Source organism: Streptomyces netropsis (assembly GCF_014203545.1).
GTDB lineage: Bacteria > Actinomycetota > Actinomycetes > Streptomycetales > Streptomycetaceae > Streptomyces > Streptomyces netropsis.
Genome location: NZ_JACHJG010000002.1, coordinates 136,416 through 150,255 on the forward strand (window position 1 = coordinate 136,416; position 13,840 = coordinate 150,255).

Here is a 13,840-nt window from a genome sequence, read left to right on the forward strand (position 1 = left end):
CGTTTCCCGGATTGTGGACCGTCGGATCCGGCAGTATCGAGGAGGAGTTTTGGCGGGCTTGGCGGACGGTCGCGCGAATCCGCCGAGGGACAGTGGATCTCTGGCGCCCATCACCCCGGTTGTCGATTTACAGCTTTCCGTGGACGGCATTCCCGGAACGTTGTGGCTGAAATTGGAGTCGCACAATCCGCACGGTTCCGTCAAAGGGCGTACCGCGCTCGCCCTGTGGCAGGACGTCGAGAGCCGGGTGGACCCCGAAATCGGCATCGTGGAGTCCACCTCGGGCAATCTCGGCCTCGCCCTCGCGGCCGTCGCGGCGGCGCACGGCGTGCCCTTCACGGCCGTGGTGGACCCCCGCAGCAGCGCGTCCGTCGTGGACGCCGTGCGCGCGCTCGAGGGGCGCGTGGTCACCATCGACAAGCCGGACGGCGCGGGAGGCTATCTGCTCAGCCGGATCGCCTACATACGCGAGCGGCTGCGGGTCCAGCCCCGCCTGGTCTGGCCCAATCAGTACGTCAATCCGGCCAACCCACGGGCCCACACCCACGGGACGGCCCCCGAGCTGTGGGCGCAGACAGGCGGCCGGCCCACGACCGTCCTGGTGGCGGTGTCCACCGGGGGCACCCTGGCGGGCTTCCGCGACTACGTGGTCGCCTTCCGGCCCGAATGGGAGCTGATCGGCGTGGACGTGGTCGGCTCGGCCGCCCTCGGCGGTGTCTCCGGGCGGCGGGTGCTGTCGGGCATCGGCGCGAGCCGGCCGTCCACCTTCCTGCCCAACGGCTACCGCCCCGCCCTGTGGATCACCCCGCAGGAGGCGGTGAGCGCGTGCCTGTGGCTGTCGGAGAAGACCGGCATGGGAGTGGGCGGGAGTTCGGGGGCGCTGATCGCGGCGGCGCTGAAGGTGCTGCGCTCCTCGCCCCGGCGCGACAGCGTGGCCTGTCTGTGCCCGGACGGTGCCGACCGCTACTTCGACACCGTCTACTCGGCCCTCTGGCGGGAGCGCAAGGGACTGGAGCCGGTGGACGTCGCCCGGGGGATAGAGATCGTGGCCAGGCGCGACCACGCCCCGCCCGCCGCCCGGCCACCGCGGTCCCCACGAGAGGAGTCGACACCGTGAGCGCGGCGGATCCCAAACGCGAATGGTACGACCGGGCCGGGGTGCGCTCCGGGCCGCGCCGCCGGCTGGGCGGCGAACTGGCGACCGGCCGGCTCTTCTTCCCGCCGGGCCTGGTCCCCTACTGGGACCACCCACGGGTCCGGGCCCTGCCCGAGAAACGCCGCGCGGAGCTGCTCGCCCGCCATCTCTTCCAATACCTCGGCTTCACCGCCCAGTTCGAGACACGGGTGGTCAACCGGGCCACGGAACGCATCGCGGGAGGCCGCAGCGGAGTGGACGCGGATACCCCGGTCCGGCTCGATGCCTACCGCATCTATGTGGACGAGGGCTATCACTCCCTCTACAGCCTCGACATCATCGACCAGATTTCCGCCGCGTCCCGAATTGCCCCGGCCCCCTATGACTTCGAGCCTTTCCTCAGCCGACTCGACCATGTCGGCGAACAGGCCCTGCCGGACGAACCCGTGCTCGCCCAATTGCTCCAGGTCGTCGTATTCGAAATGCTGATCACGGCGATCCTCAACGACGTGCCGAAGGACCCCCGGGTCCTCACCGTCGTCCGGGACGTCGTCCGCGACCACGCGCGGGACGAGGGCTGGCACCACGTCTTCTTCTCCCGGTTCTTCCGTGAGCTGTGGGCCCAGCAGCCCGCCGGGTTACGGGGGCGGGTCGCGCGTTGCCTGCCCGAGCTGATCCGCTCCAGCCTGCTGCCGGACCTGCGTCCGGTGCGGGCCTCACTGGGCGCCGCCGGACTTCCGCCGGCGGCCGTGGAGGAGGTCGTCCGCGACGCCTATCCGGCGGACCGGGTCAACGCGGGCATCAGGTCCGCCGCCCGGCACGCGGTACGGCTGTTCGAGGAAGTGGGCGCGCTGAGCGTGCCCGGCGGCCGGGAGGCCTTCGAGGCGGCGGAGCTGCTCCACGACCGGAGCTGAACCGTCCCCCCACGGACCACACCGACCCCTGCCCACCCATCCGACGGAAACCGATCGAGAACGACCGAGGCGCACAGAAGTTGACGGAAACAGCACGGCGGCGACCGCACAGGTCGGGCCGTGCCCTGTCGAGAGGCGACGGATGACGGAAGACCTGCTCTTTCTGGACCGGAGCGCGGTGCTGGCCTGCATGACGGACGTCGATCCCTGCGCGGTCGTCGAACGGGTGCTGCGGCGCCAGGCCGAGGGGCGCACCACGCTGCCGCCCGAGGGCTACCTCCCGTGGACCAACGGCGAAGGGGCGTACTGCCGCTCCCTCGCCATGCTGGGCGCGGTGGAGCGGGACGACGGGCCGCCCGTGCTGGGGGTGAAGCTGATCAACGCGGCCACCAGCAACCCGGGGCACGGCCGGGAGCGGGCCGGTGGGGTGGGCATGGTCTTCGACCCCGAGACCGCACGCCCCCTGATGCTGGCCGAGGCGGGATGGCTCAGCGCCGCCCGCACCGCCGCCTACACCATGGTGAGCCTCACGCACCTCGGGCCCAGCCGATGGGACGCGATGACCCTCATCGGCTGCGGCACCCTGGCCCGCGCGCACATCGACCTCCTCGCCCGTACGTTCCCGCACGTCGGATCCGTCCATCTGCACGACACGGCGGTGTCGCGTGCCGAAGCCCTGGCGCAGTGGACGCGCGAGCACCATCCGCGGTTGAAGGTGCACGTCCAGGAGCGTGCGCGGGCGGCCGTGGGCGCGGCGCCCGTCGTCGTGACCACGACCACCACCGACCACGGCTACCTGCCCGCGGGGTGGCTCGTCCCGGGTACGTTCGTCGCCCACGTCTCCCTGGACGACCTCCTGCCTGACGTCTTCCTGACGGCACAGGGCCTGTTCGTGGACGACGTGGACCTCGTGGCGGACAACCCGCGGCGGATCCTCGGCAGGATGCTGCGCGACGGCCACGTCGTCGCGCGGGCCGACGCCGACGTGCGGGGCGGGGCACGGGCCCTGGACGGCACGCTCGGTCAGGTGCTCATCGGCGAGCGGCCCGCGATCCGTCCGACCACGGGCCATGTGATCAGCAACCCGTTCGGCATGTCGGTGCTGGACGTCGGCCTGCTGGGGGAGGTCCACCGCGTGGCCGTGGAACGGGGCTACGGACACGTACTGACCCTCTACTGACACCCCGCACGGCCTCAGCCGCATCCGTCTTCCCCGACTCCTTTCCCTTCTCTTCCCCCGTCCCCTCCCCGTCCCTTCTCTTCCCTTCTCCGTCCCTTCTTCATCCGTTGAGTCCGTCTCCGACGAGCGAGGTTTCATGGGCGACACCCACGACCGGCAGGGCCCAGGGCACGCGCGGGGCCTGTTCTCGCTGGCCGAGCTGCCACCAGAGCTGATCACGAGTCTGATCGAACGATCGGTCGAGCTGTTCCGCGACCGCCACGCCCACGACCACCCGCTGGACGGCCAGGCGGTGGGCGTGCTCTTCACCAAGACCTCGACCCGCACCCGTACCGCCTTCACCGTCGGTGCCATCCGGCTGGGCGCCACCCCGGTCACCTTCGGGCCGGGCGATCTTCAGCTGAACACCGGTGAATCGGTGGGGGACACCGGCCGGGTGCTGGGGTCGATGCTCGACTCCCTGGTGGCCCGCACCGCCGGGCCACTCGACGAGCTGCGCGAGCTGTCACGGGAGGGCCGGCTGCCGGTCGTCAACGCCATGGCGGCCCAGGAGCACCCGAGCCAGGGCGTCACCGACCTCGCGACGCTCGCGCTGACCTTCGGCGACCTCGCGGGGATACGGGTCCTCTACGTCGGCGAGGGCAACAACACGGCGGTCGCGCTCGCCCACGGGCTCGCGGCCGTGCCCGGTGCCCGGCTCACCCTCGCCACCCCCGCCGGGTACGGCCTGCCGAAGGACGAGCTGGCGGCGGCGGTACGACGGGCCGACGGCGCGGGTGCCCGGGTGCGGCAGATCCACGACCTCGCCCTGGCCCCCGACGAGGTGGACGTCGTCTACACCACCCGCTGGCAGACCACGGGCACCGCCAAGCCCGACGCGTCCTGGCGCGAGACGTTCCGCCCCTTCCACGTCGACGAGACACTGCTGGGCCGCTGGCCCCAGGCGTCGTTCATGCACGACCTGCCCGCCCACCGGGGCGACGAGGTCGCGGGCGACGTCCTCGACGGCCCGCGGTCCCTGGCCTGGACGCAGGCGGCGATGAAGCTGTCCGGTGCGATGGCGATCCTCGAATGGGTGGCGGGGCCGCACGGCTGACCGTCCGCCACTCGCCCCCGCTCCCGCCCGCAGACTCCCGGATCGAGGTCCCATGCCGAACGTCTCCCGCGTCCTTGCCTACAAGCACCTCTTGGCCGACGACTTCGTCCCGCCCACCTCCCCGCAGGTGTTCTTCGAGCCCGCCGACACCGAGATCGGCGTGTGGGTGGCCCACGACCTCATCACCGAGGGCTGTTCCGTGCTGGACCTGGGCTCGGGCAGCGGGGCGGCCGCGGCCGCGATGGCCCGCGCCGGGGCGGCGCGGGTGCACGGCGTCGACGCGGGAGCGGAGACGGTCACGTGGGCGACCGACCACTACGCCTCGCGCGACGGCGGCCGGGTCACCATCGCCCGGGGCGACTTCTCCGTGCTGTCCACCCACGAACTGCTGGCCACCGCGCCCGCCCCGCTGCCCCGGCCGCTGGTCGTCACCAGCAACCCGCCCTACGTTCCGCTCACCGCGCACGCCGACGACCGGCGCCGGTCCATCGGCGGCGGCACGGACGGGCTCAAATGGGCCCCGGCGATCATCGGGCACGGGCGGGTGCTCCGCTCCGACCTGGGCTTCACCATCGGCAGTTACTCCACCCCGCGCAAGGCTGTCCGGCTGCTGGAATCGGCCGGATACCGCGTCGAATCCGTCACGCTGTGCCCGCTGCCCCTGGGGGAGTTCACCCTGAGCCACATGGAACAGGTGCTGGCCCTGGAGGAGCAGGGCGAGGCCGTGCTGTGGCGGACCGAGCACGAGCCGCCCGCCTACTTCATCGTCGGCCTGGCCTGCCGGTGGGCGGGGGCCGACGCGACCCGGGCGCCCGGCCGGCTCACCGCGGACGGCCTGCTGGAACTGCTGCGGACCGCGGCCCGCTCGCGCACCTCCCGGCTGGAGACCCTGGACGGGCGGCGCCCGGAGGGGTGGCGGGGGCAGCTACGGGTCCTGGACCTCCCGCCGGCCGCCGTACGCCACCACTGGTGAGGTGGGCACGGGCCCGACGCGGGCGACGAGTACAGCGCGAGCACACGAGGCAGCGAGCACGAGAGAAAGGCGGAGAGCCCGTCGTGAACGCACCACGTCCCGTACCCGTCTCACCGGTCAGCGTCACCGCCCACGCGGTGCTGCACAGCGCCGACTTCCTCCACGCCCAGCTGAGAGCCACCCGCCGTGACCGCGTGGTCCTGCACGCCGGAGTGCAGATCAACGGCGCCCCCCACCTGGGAACCAATGTCATGCAGACCGCCGCGTTCCAGCTCGCCGCGGCGGCGCGGGAACGTTTCGGCGTCGAGCCGGGTCTGCGGTTCGGCGCCCTGGACAACTCCCCGTGCGAGACCCGCGCGTGCCCCGATACGGGCTCCCTCTACGAACGCTCCTTCCGGCACGCGCTCGGGGAGTCCCGCGTCCGGGAGCTGGTACGGCTCTACTACGGTGCCCTCTTCGACGAACTGTCCGCCGCCACGGGTGTTCCGTACGAGGTCGAGACCTATACGCACCAGCAGTCAAGGGTCGCGTTCCGGGAGGAGTTCCTGGCCTCGCTGGGCATGATGGACACCCTGCGGTGGATACTCGCCCCCTCCACCGGCATGGTGCCGGTGAGCTTTCCCTGCCCGCGGTGCGGCTGGTCGCAGAAGTACGGCGAGGACACGGAACTGCTGTCGGCCGACGCGGGGGAGGCCCGGTTCGCGGCGGTCTGCCTCGACCACGGGAAGTACCTGGTCGACGTCACCCCCGACACGGACACCTACATAGGCCTGACGACCTTGCACCGCAACCTGGTCAAGGAGCGCGTCGCCGCCCGCGAGGGCGACGCCCTTCCGGTGATCGTGAAGGGAGCGGACTGGGCGCCGGGCTGCCGGCTCCTGGACGAGGCGTTCCTGTGCTACCCCGGTGCCGTCCCGCCGCCGCGCCTCTTCACCCCGGTGGTGCTCTCCGACTCCGGGGCGAAGCTGTCCAAGACGCTCCTGCGCGAGGGCACGGCCGATCTGTCGGCGGAGACCGAGCCGTGGATGCTCGACGCCACCGCCTGGACGGGCACGATGGCGGAGTACGCGCACACGCTCCTCGGGCTCGGCGCCCTCATGCTGTCCGAGCCCCGGCACTTCGAGCGCGGCTACACCACGCGGGAGGTGGCCCGGCTCATCGCCCAGGGCTTCGGCCCTGCCGCGGGACCGGCGTGACCTCGCGGTTGGCCAGGTACCCGGGGCGGGGCCTGGGCGCCGCGTAGGGGACGCCGAGGGGATTCTCGACGCTGTTGTAGACCACGAAGAGGTTGGTGCGCGGGAAGGGGGAGGTGTTGCCGCTGGAGGCGTGCAGACAGTTGCAGTCGAACATGACGGCCGAGCCCGGGGCGCCGGTGAACTGCCGGATGCCGTGCCGCTCGGCCAGTGCGGTCACCCCGGCCCGGTCCGCGGACCCGGCCGGCAGGTTCTTCCCCAGGAGCGAGAGCTTGTGGTAATCGTCGGGGGTCTCGCCGACGGACGGCACGAAGGTCCGGTGCGAGCCGGGGATGATCATCAGTGGCCCGTTGAACGGCATGTTCTCGGTGAGGGCGATCGACATGCTGAGGGCCCGGGGCGCGGGCATCCCGTCCTCCGAGTGCCAGGTCTCGAAGTCGGAGTGCCAGCCGAACCGCGAACCCTCGAAGGCTGCCTTGTAGTTCACCCGGCTCTGGTGGATGTACACCTCGGAGCCGAGGATCTGCCGGGCGATGCCCGCCAGGGCGTCCGAGTGGACGACGTCGGCGAACACCTCGGACAGCGCGTGGACCTCGAAGACCGACCGGATCTCCTCGGAGTCCGGCTCCAGCACCACCCGCTCGGTGCCGCGCAGCGCTCTGTCGCCGCCTATGCGACGTATCTCCGCATCGCACGCGGCGACTTGATGGGGCGTCAACAGGTCTTGGAAGGCGAGGAAGCCGTCACGGTCGTACGAAGCCAGCTCGTCCGCGTCCAACGGACCGCCCGCACCCGGTGCGCCGCTCCAGACGACGGGGTGGCTCCTGCCGACGGGCACCGACTCGGTCACATAGCGGGTGGGATACGGGTCGTGCGCGTAACCGGAGGCAGAACCGGAAGAACCGGATGGGGGTACGGATGAGGACATCGCCGCATCTCCTTGGGCCTCGGGGATACCGGGACGGACCCTTGCCACGGCCTCGGGTCGAATTCCGCTGGATGGTTGCCCGTGGCCGGGAAACCGAAAACCTCGCCACTGCGCCGGCGCGCTCTACCCGGAGGGTTTTCGGTCATGGTCCGCGGGGGAACGGAAGCGGAGCCCGGGCCGACGCTGCTGTCGGCCCCGGTGCGCGAGCCAGGTGGCGAAGGTACTGAGGGCCAGGCACATGCCGATGTACATCGGGCCGACCACGAGCAGGACGGGTATGTAGGGATAACCCGCGGGGGTCGCCGTGTTCTGCGCCAGGAGCTTCCCCGCGTAAAGGAGTTCCTCGTACGTGATGATGAAACCGAGCGAGGTGTCCTTCAGCGTCACGACGATCTGGCCGACGATGCTGGGCAGCATGGACCGTACCGCCTGCGGCAGCACGACCGTCGTGGTGACCTGTGCCTTGCGCATGCCCAGGGCGTACGCCGCCTCGGTCTGCCCGCGGGGGACCGCGCGGGCCCCGGCGCGCAGGATCTCCGCCTGCACCGAACCGTTGTACAGGGCGATCCCGATGACCAGCGCCCAGAGCGTGGGGCTCGCGAAGTTGTCCGCGAGCCAGACGCCGGCCTGGCCCAGGTGTTCCCGCAGGAAGCGTGCGACGGCCGCGACCCACGAACGCAGCCACCCCATGTTGTACAGCGCGAAGATCATGATGAGCAGCGGCATCGCGCGGAAGAACTCCACCAGCGCGGTGGCAGGCCAGCGCAGCACGCGGTGCCGGGAGAGCCGGCCGGTGGCCAGCAGCACGCCGAGCAGCAGCGAGAACACCACCGCCAGCGCGAACGCCTTGAGGGTGTCCAGGGCCCCGATCAGGATCCGCCGCTGCACGCCCTGGTAGGTGAACGCCTCCCACATGGCCCAGGTGAACTGGCCCGCGTCGTGCAGCCGCACGATCACATAGCCGACCACGGCGGCGATGCCCACGACCGCCAGCACGCTGCATATCCGGTTGCGACGGCGGCCGCGCGGCCCCGGGGCCTCGAAGAGGATCGACCCACCGGAGGTCACCGGACCACCGCCAGCCGGTGTTCGAGCAGCCGGAAGACCCCGCTGATCATCATGATCAGTGCGAGATAGGCGAGGGCGACCCACAGGAAGACGGTGAGGATGGCGTACCCCTCCTCGGCGAGGGTCTTCTCCACGCTGAACAGCTCGTACACGCTGAAGCCGCCCGCCAGCGCCGAGTTCTTGGTCAGGGTGATCAGCAGGCTGCCGACCGGCGGGACCACGGCCCGCCCGGCCTGGGGCAGCACGATCAGCAGCGTGGTCTGGGCGAAGGACATGCCGAGGCTGCGGGCCGCCTCCGCCTGGCCCGTGTCGACGGTGTTGATGCCCGATCTGAGGGCCTCGCAGACGAACGCGGAGGTGTAGCCGCCCAGGGTCAGCACGGCGAGCGTGAAGTAGCTGAGCCCGGACAGGCCGAGCATCGGCAGGCCGAGGGTGACGCCGAAGAACAGCAGGGTGAGCGGGGTGTTGCACAGGACGGTCACCCCGGCGGCGCCGATGACGCGCAGCGGTGGGACGGGACAGACCCGGAAGACGGTCAGAACGGTGCCCAGGGCCAGGGCGAGCACGGTGCTCAGGCCGGTGAGCGCCACGGTGCCGACGAACCCTCTGCGGAAGAGGTCGAGGTTGTCCAGCAGTACGTGCACGTTCGCCTCCGTGGCCTCGTGGGCGGGGCAGCGGGCCGGCTGGTGGGTGTCGTCAGTACCGGATCACCTCCGGCGGCCTCGGGGCCCGCGCTCCGGAGAGGCCGAGGGTGGCGTCGTAGGCCCGCTGCCAGTCGCCGTTGTCCCGGTGGCGTTCCAGCGCGTCGTCGATGGCGTCGCGCAGGGCCTTGTCCCCCTTGGCGAGCCCGACGCCGTAGGGCTCCCGCGAGAAGGGCCGGCCGACGACCCGCAGCCGTCCGCCGTTCTGCGCCGCGTAGCCCTTCAGGATCGTGTCGTCGGCGGTCACGGCGTCGGCCTCGCCGCTGATCAGGTCCTGGACGCACTGGGCGTAGCTGTCGTGGGAGCTCACCTCGGCGCCGTACTCCGGCTTCTCGATGCGCTGGAAGGGCGTGGAGCCGGTGACCGAGCAGACCCGCTTGCCCTTGAGGTCGCCCGGGCCGTGGATGTCCCGGTTCTCCCGCTTGACCAGCAGGTCCTGTCCCGCGACGTAGTACGGCCCGGCGAAGGAGACGTGCTTCTTCCGCTCGTCGTTGATGGTGTACGCGGCGACGTAGAAATCGACGTCCCCCTTGGAGATGGCCGTTTCCCGGCCCTGCGGCGGGACGGTCTTCCAGGAGATCCGGCCGGGCCCGAACCCCAGGTCCGCGGCGACCATCCGCGCGATCTCGACGTCGAATCCGAAGCGCCGCCCGGTGACGGGGTCCTCGAACCCCAGGAAGGGGTGGTCCGACTTCACCCCGACGACGATCCGGTGGGCGGCCTCGGCGCGTGCGAGGGTCGGGGAGCCTTCGACCGTGACGCTCCGGTTCACCGGATAGGCCGAAGGGGCGATCCCGTTCTCCCGGGCGCCCATCAGGGCGGCGACGCTGCCCGGCGGCACACCGCCCCGGCCGCAGGACACCAGGGAGACGAGCGCGAGCAGCACGGTGGCCAGGGCGAGGCCGCTCCTCGATCGCGTTCCGCTCCTCAAGGGCTGCTCCTCAAGGGACCTGCGCGCGGCCGGTGCGAGAGCGGTGCAAGGGGCCTGCGCGAGGACCGATCAGTGGCGCGGCAACGGTCGTCGACGTGCCGGCGCCGACGTGACAACACGGGGTGGCGCAACAAGAGGATGAGCGGGAAAAGCGATGATCAGTGGATCACTCAAGACGAAATAAAGCATACCGGCGGGGCGGTGTTCCGCTACCCGCAGTGCATACGGGGGCACCGATTCGGGTGATCGCTCCGGGGCCGGAATTGACGCGTGCCGGCGTGGTCGGGCACGGACGGGGTAGGGCCCTGTCGCGGTTCCCGGCCCGGTACGCGTTGCGCGGCCGGGCGGGGCACCGCAAGGTCGAGGCATCGAGCATGAGGAAGGACATCCATGCCCATCGCAACGGTGAACCCCGCCAACGGCGAGACGCTCAAGACGTTCGACCCGCTGGGGGCCGAGGAGATCGAGCGAAGGCTGGCCACCGCGGCCGCGACGTTCCGGACGTACCGCACGACGGACTTCGCCGAACGGGCGCGGCTGCTGAACCACGCGGCGGACCTCCTGGAGCGGGACCAGGACGACATCGCCCGCACCATGACGACCGAGATGGGCAAGCCGCTCGCCGCCGCCCGAGCGGAGGCCGCCAAGTGCGCGAAGGCGATGCGCTGGTACGCCGGGAACGCCGAGGAGCTGCTGGCCGACGAGCACCCCGCCGACGCCGAGGTGAAGGACTCCGGCGCCTCGCACGCCCGCGTCCACTACCGGCCGCTGGGCGCGATCCTCGCCGTCATGCCGTGGAACTTCCCGCTGTGGCAGGTCGTGCGCTTCGCGGCCCCCGCCCTGATGGCGGGCAACGTGGGCCTGCTCAAACACGCCTCCAACGTGCCGCAGACCGCGCTCTACCTGGAGGACCTCTTCCGCCGCGCAGGATTCCCCGAGGGCTGTTTCCAGACGCTGCTCGTGGGGTCCGGTGCCGTCGAGGGTCTCCTGCGCGACCCCAGGGTCGCCGCCGCGACACTCACCGGCAGCGAGCCGGCGGGCCGCGCGGTCGCGGCCGTCGCCGGCGACGAGATCAAGAAGACCGTGCTGGAACTGGGCGGCAGCGACCCGTTCGTGGTGATGCCCTCGGCCGACATCGACCGGGCGGCCCGCACCGCCGTCACCGCCCGCGTGCAGAACAACGGCCAGTCCTGCATCGCCGCCAAACGCTTCATCGTCCACACGGACGTCTACGACGCGTTCGCCACTCGCTTCACGGCCCGCATGGCGGAACTGACCGTCGGCGACCCGATGGCGGAGTCGACCGACGTCGGTCCGCTCGCCAGCGAGCAGGGCCGCGCCGACCTGGAGGAACTGGTCGACGACGCCGTGCGCCGGGGCGCCACCGCGCTGTGCGGCGCGGCCCGGCCGAAGACACCCGGACCACTGGCGGGCGGCTGGTTCTACGAGCCGACGATCCTCGCCGACGTCACCCCCGAGATGCGCATCCACCGGGAGGAGGCCTTCGGACCGGTGGCCACGCTGTACCGGGTGCGGGACCTGGACGAGGCGGTGCACCTCGCCAATGACACCCCGTTCGGCCTGAGTTCGAACGTGTGGACCCGTGACGAGGAGGAACAGCTCCGCTTCGTCCGCGACATGGAGGCCGGTGGCGTCTTCTTCAACGGGATGACGGCGTCCCACCCGGCGCTCCCCTTCGGCGGAGTGAAGCGCTCCGGGTACGGCCGGGAGCTGTCGGGGCACGGCATCCGCGAATTCTGCAACGTCACGACGGTGTGGCACGGCAAGGAGCCCGACGCCCGGTAGCCACCGGCCTCGGCGCGCTTCCCCTTCCCGCCCGTTCTCGCCCCCTTCGCGGCGACCGCGTAGGGTACGTGCGCTCGACGCCACCGGGAAGGACACCGCACCATGCCTCGCTCCACCGACCGCCGTCCGCCGGCGCCGCGCCGGGCCCGGGGCGGGTTCGCCGACGCCCTGTGGGCGCTGGACGGGGCGTCGTACGGCCGCTACAAGTCCCTCGTCGGCCGCTGGGCCATGGACGGGTTCGACCTGGAGATCGTCCGGGGCCAGGCCGACCCGTACGCGCCTCCCGCGCGGGTCGTCCTGCACGTCCCCGCGACCGTCGCCGGATTCCCCGCCGACCTGTGGCGGACGCCCGTACGCCGCCGGGCCCTGGGGAGCTTCCTCGCCCGGCGGGCGGCCGAGGAGACCGGGGACGGGATCCGGGTGGACGCGGGCGGCCAGGAGATCCTCGACCGCGGCTCCTGCCAGGTGGTGCCGCCCGGTCCGACGACCCTGGACGGCGAACCCGGGTCCGTCGTCCTCCGGCTGAACGTCCCGCTCCCCGGCCGCGGCCGCCGGATCGACGCGCGCGCCGCCGAGCACGTCCTGTGCCGACGGCTGCCCCGGCTGGTCGACCGTGCCCTGCGGCACGCGGCGGTCGACGCCGAGGCGCTCACCCGCTTCGCCGACACGGCCGAGGACTCCCACGCGCTCCGCCAGGCACTGCCACGGCTCGGCCTCGTCGCGTTCGTCGCCGACGGCGCGGTCCTGCCCCGGCGCAGCGGCGTGGACGACCGCCCGCTGACCGGGCCCGCCGCGCTCCCGTTCCGCTCCCCGGAACAACTGCGGGTGGCCGTCGACCTCCCGCACGCGGGCCGGGTGACCGGCATGGGCGTGCCCGAGGGCGTCACGCTGATCGTCGGGGGCGGCTTCCACGGCAAGTCGACGCTGCTGCGCGCGCTGGAGACCGGCATCTGGGACAACGTCCCGGGCGACGGCCGGGAACGGGTGGTCTCCCGCCCCGACACCGTCAAGGTCCGCGCCGAGGACGGCCGCCGCATCGAACGCGTGGACCTCCACGCCTTCGTCGACCACCTGCCGAGCGGGGACGACACGGCGGACTTCCGCACCGACAACGCCTCCGGTTCCACCTCCCAGGCCGCGGCGATCGTCGAGTCCGTCGAGGCCGGTGCCAAGGTGCTGCTCATCGACGAGGACACCGCGGCCACCAACCTGATGATCCGCGACGCGCGCATGCAGGCCCTCGTCGCCAAGGACCGCGAGCCCCTCACCCCGTTCGTGGACCTCGTCCGCTCCCTCCACCGGGACCAGGGGGTCTCGACGGTGCTCGTCATGGGCGGCTCCGGCGACTACATGGAGGTGGCCGACCGGGTGGTCATGATGGACGCCTACCAGCCGTCCGACGTCACGGCCCGCGCGAAGGAACTCGCCGCGGTACCCACCGGACGCCGGGCGGAGGCCGACACCTACCCCGGGACCGTCCACCGCCGTCCCGACCCCGCCTCCGTCGACGGCTCCGCGCGCGGCCGGCCCCGCATCCAGGCCCGGGGGAGGGACGGGCTGGTCTTCGGCGAGGAGACCGTGGACCTGCGCGCCGTGGCGCAGCTCGCCGACGCGCCGCACGTGGTCGGTGTGGGCCTGGCGTTGGAGGCCATGGTCCGACGGGGGCACCTCGACGGCAGGCGCACCCTCACCGAGGCGCTCGACCTGCTCGACCGCGACCTCGCGGACGGCGCCGAGTGCCTCCTGGCCGTACGGGACGAGGACTTCGCGCTGCCGCGTCGCTTCGAGGTCGCGGCGGCGCTGAACCGGCTGCGCACGCTGTCGGTGGCCCGCTGACCGACGCACTCCGTGGGCGCCGGTCAGCGGGCCGCTCGACGGGCCGGCCGGTGGGTCAGCCGGTGGGCCGGGCGGTGGC

At 72.0% G+C, this 13,840-nt stretch carries 12 protein-coding genes; 8 read left to right on the forward strand and 4 right to left on the reverse strand.

What is annotated here, in order from left to right:
* Positions 1 to 13: 13 nt before the first annotated feature.
* The 6 genes from FHS38_RS05660 to FHS38_RS05685 all read left to right on the forward strand — a co-directional run bounded on the left by FHS38_RS05660 (position 14) and on the right by FHS38_RS05685 (position 6,494).
* Entirely contained in the window at positions 14 to 1,117 is a 1,104-nt protein-coding gene (locus FHS38_RS05660) for a pyridoxal-phosphate dependent enzyme (protein WP_268246193.1), read from the forward strand.
* Positions 1,114 to 2,049 (forward strand): diiron oxygenase, encoded by a 936-nt coding sequence (locus tag FHS38_RS05665; RefSeq protein WP_184731405.1) that lies wholly within the window; start codon positions 1,114 to 1,116, stop codon positions 2,047 to 2,049. Before FHS38_RS05660 ends, FHS38_RS05665 begins: the two co-directional genes overlap by 4 nt.
* Positions 2,050 to 2,191: 142 nt before the next feature.
* Positions 2,192 to 3,229 (forward strand): ornithine cyclodeaminase, encoded by a 1,038-nt coding sequence (locus tag FHS38_RS05670; protein WP_184731407.1) that lies wholly within the window; start codon positions 2,192 to 2,194, stop codon positions 3,227 to 3,229.
* Positions 3,230 to 3,365: 136 nt separating this feature from the next.
* On the forward strand, positions 3,366 to 4,325 hold the full coding sequence (locus FHS38_RS05675) for an ornithine carbamoyltransferase (RefSeq protein WP_184731409.1): 960 nt from the start codon (positions 3,366 to 3,368) through the stop codon (positions 4,323 to 4,325).
* Between the two features lie 52 nt (positions 4,326 to 4,377).
* Complete coding sequence (locus FHS38_RS05680; RefSeq protein ID WP_184731411.1) at positions 4,378 to 5,298, forward strand: methyltransferase domain-containing protein; 921 nt, start codon at positions 4,378 to 4,380, stop codon at positions 5,296 to 5,298.
* Positions 5,299 to 5,381: 83 nt separating this feature from the next.
* Positions 5,382 to 6,494, forward strand: a complete 1,113-nt coding sequence (locus FHS38_RS05685) for a hypothetical protein (protein WP_184731412.1) — start codon at positions 5,382 to 5,384, stop codon at positions 6,492 to 6,494.
* On the opposite strand, the gene thpD is transcribed toward FHS38_RS05685, so the two are convergent.
* The 4 genes from thpD to FHS38_RS05705 form a co-directional block, all read right to left on the reverse strand.
* Positions 6,454 to 7,419 carry an ectoine hydroxylase gene (thpD, locus tag FHS38_RS05690; protein WP_184731414.1) on the reverse strand — a complete coding sequence of 322 codons (966 nt, stop codon included), beginning with the start codon at positions 7,417 to 7,419 and terminating at the stop codon, positions 6,454 to 6,456. The two genes, FHS38_RS05685 and thpD, sit on opposite strands and share 41 nt — an antisense overlap.
* 123 nt (positions 7,420 to 7,542) lie before the next feature.
* On the reverse strand, positions 7,543 to 8,487 hold the full coding sequence (locus FHS38_RS05695; RefSeq protein ID WP_184731416.1) for an amino acid ABC transporter permease: 945 nt from the start codon (positions 8,485 to 8,487) through the stop codon (positions 7,543 to 7,545).
* Positions 8,484 to 9,131 (reverse strand): amino acid ABC transporter permease, encoded by a 648-nt coding sequence (locus FHS38_RS05700; RefSeq protein WP_184731418.1) that lies wholly within the window; start codon positions 9,129 to 9,131, stop codon positions 8,484 to 8,486. Before FHS38_RS05700 ends, FHS38_RS05695 begins: the two co-directional genes overlap by 4 nt.
* 52 nt (positions 9,132 to 9,183) lie before the next feature.
* Positions 9,184 to 10,119 (reverse strand): glutamate ABC transporter substrate-binding protein, encoded by a 936-nt coding sequence (locus FHS38_RS05705; RefSeq protein WP_229822516.1) that lies wholly within the window; start codon positions 10,117 to 10,119, stop codon positions 9,184 to 9,186.
* Between the two features lie 390 nt (positions 10,120 to 10,509).
* Between FHS38_RS05705 and FHS38_RS05710 the strand changes: the two genes are divergently transcribed.
* A complete protein-coding gene (locus FHS38_RS05710) occupies positions 10,510 to 11,925 on the forward strand; it encodes an NADP-dependent succinic semialdehyde dehydrogenase (protein ID WP_184731420.1) in 1,416 nt (471 codons plus the stop codon).
* 102 nt (positions 11,926 to 12,027) lie between these two features.
* Complete coding sequence (locus FHS38_RS05715; protein WP_184731422.1) at positions 12,028 to 13,761, forward strand: ABC-ATPase domain-containing protein; 1,734 nt, start codon at positions 12,028 to 12,030, stop codon at positions 13,759 to 13,761.
* Positions 13,762 to 13,840: the final 79 nt, after the last annotated feature.

Coding starts and splice junctions, on each gene's coding strand:
- FHS38_RS05670 (WP_184731407.1), top strand. CDS start 2,192: ATGACGGAAGACCTGCTCTTTCTGGACCGGAGCGCGGTGCTGGCCTGC.
- FHS38_RS05675 (WP_184731409.1), top strand. CDS start 3,366: ATGGGCGACACCCACGACCGGCAGGGCCCAGGGCACGCGCGGGGCCTG.
- FHS38_RS05680 (WP_184731411.1), top strand. CDS start 4,378: ATGCCGAACGTCTCCCGCGTCCTTGCCTACAAGCACCTCTTGGCCGAC.
- thpD (WP_184731414.1), bottom strand. CDS start 7,419: ATGTCCTCATCCGTACCCCCATCCGGTTCTTCCGGTTCTGCCTCCGGT.
- FHS38_RS05710 (WP_184731420.1), top strand. CDS start 10,510: ATGCCCATCGCAACGGTGAACCCCGCCAACGGCGAGACGCTCAAGACG.
- FHS38_RS05715 (WP_184731422.1), top strand. CDS start 12,028: ATGCCTCGCTCCACCGACCGCCGTCCGCCGGCGCCGCGCCGGGCCCGG.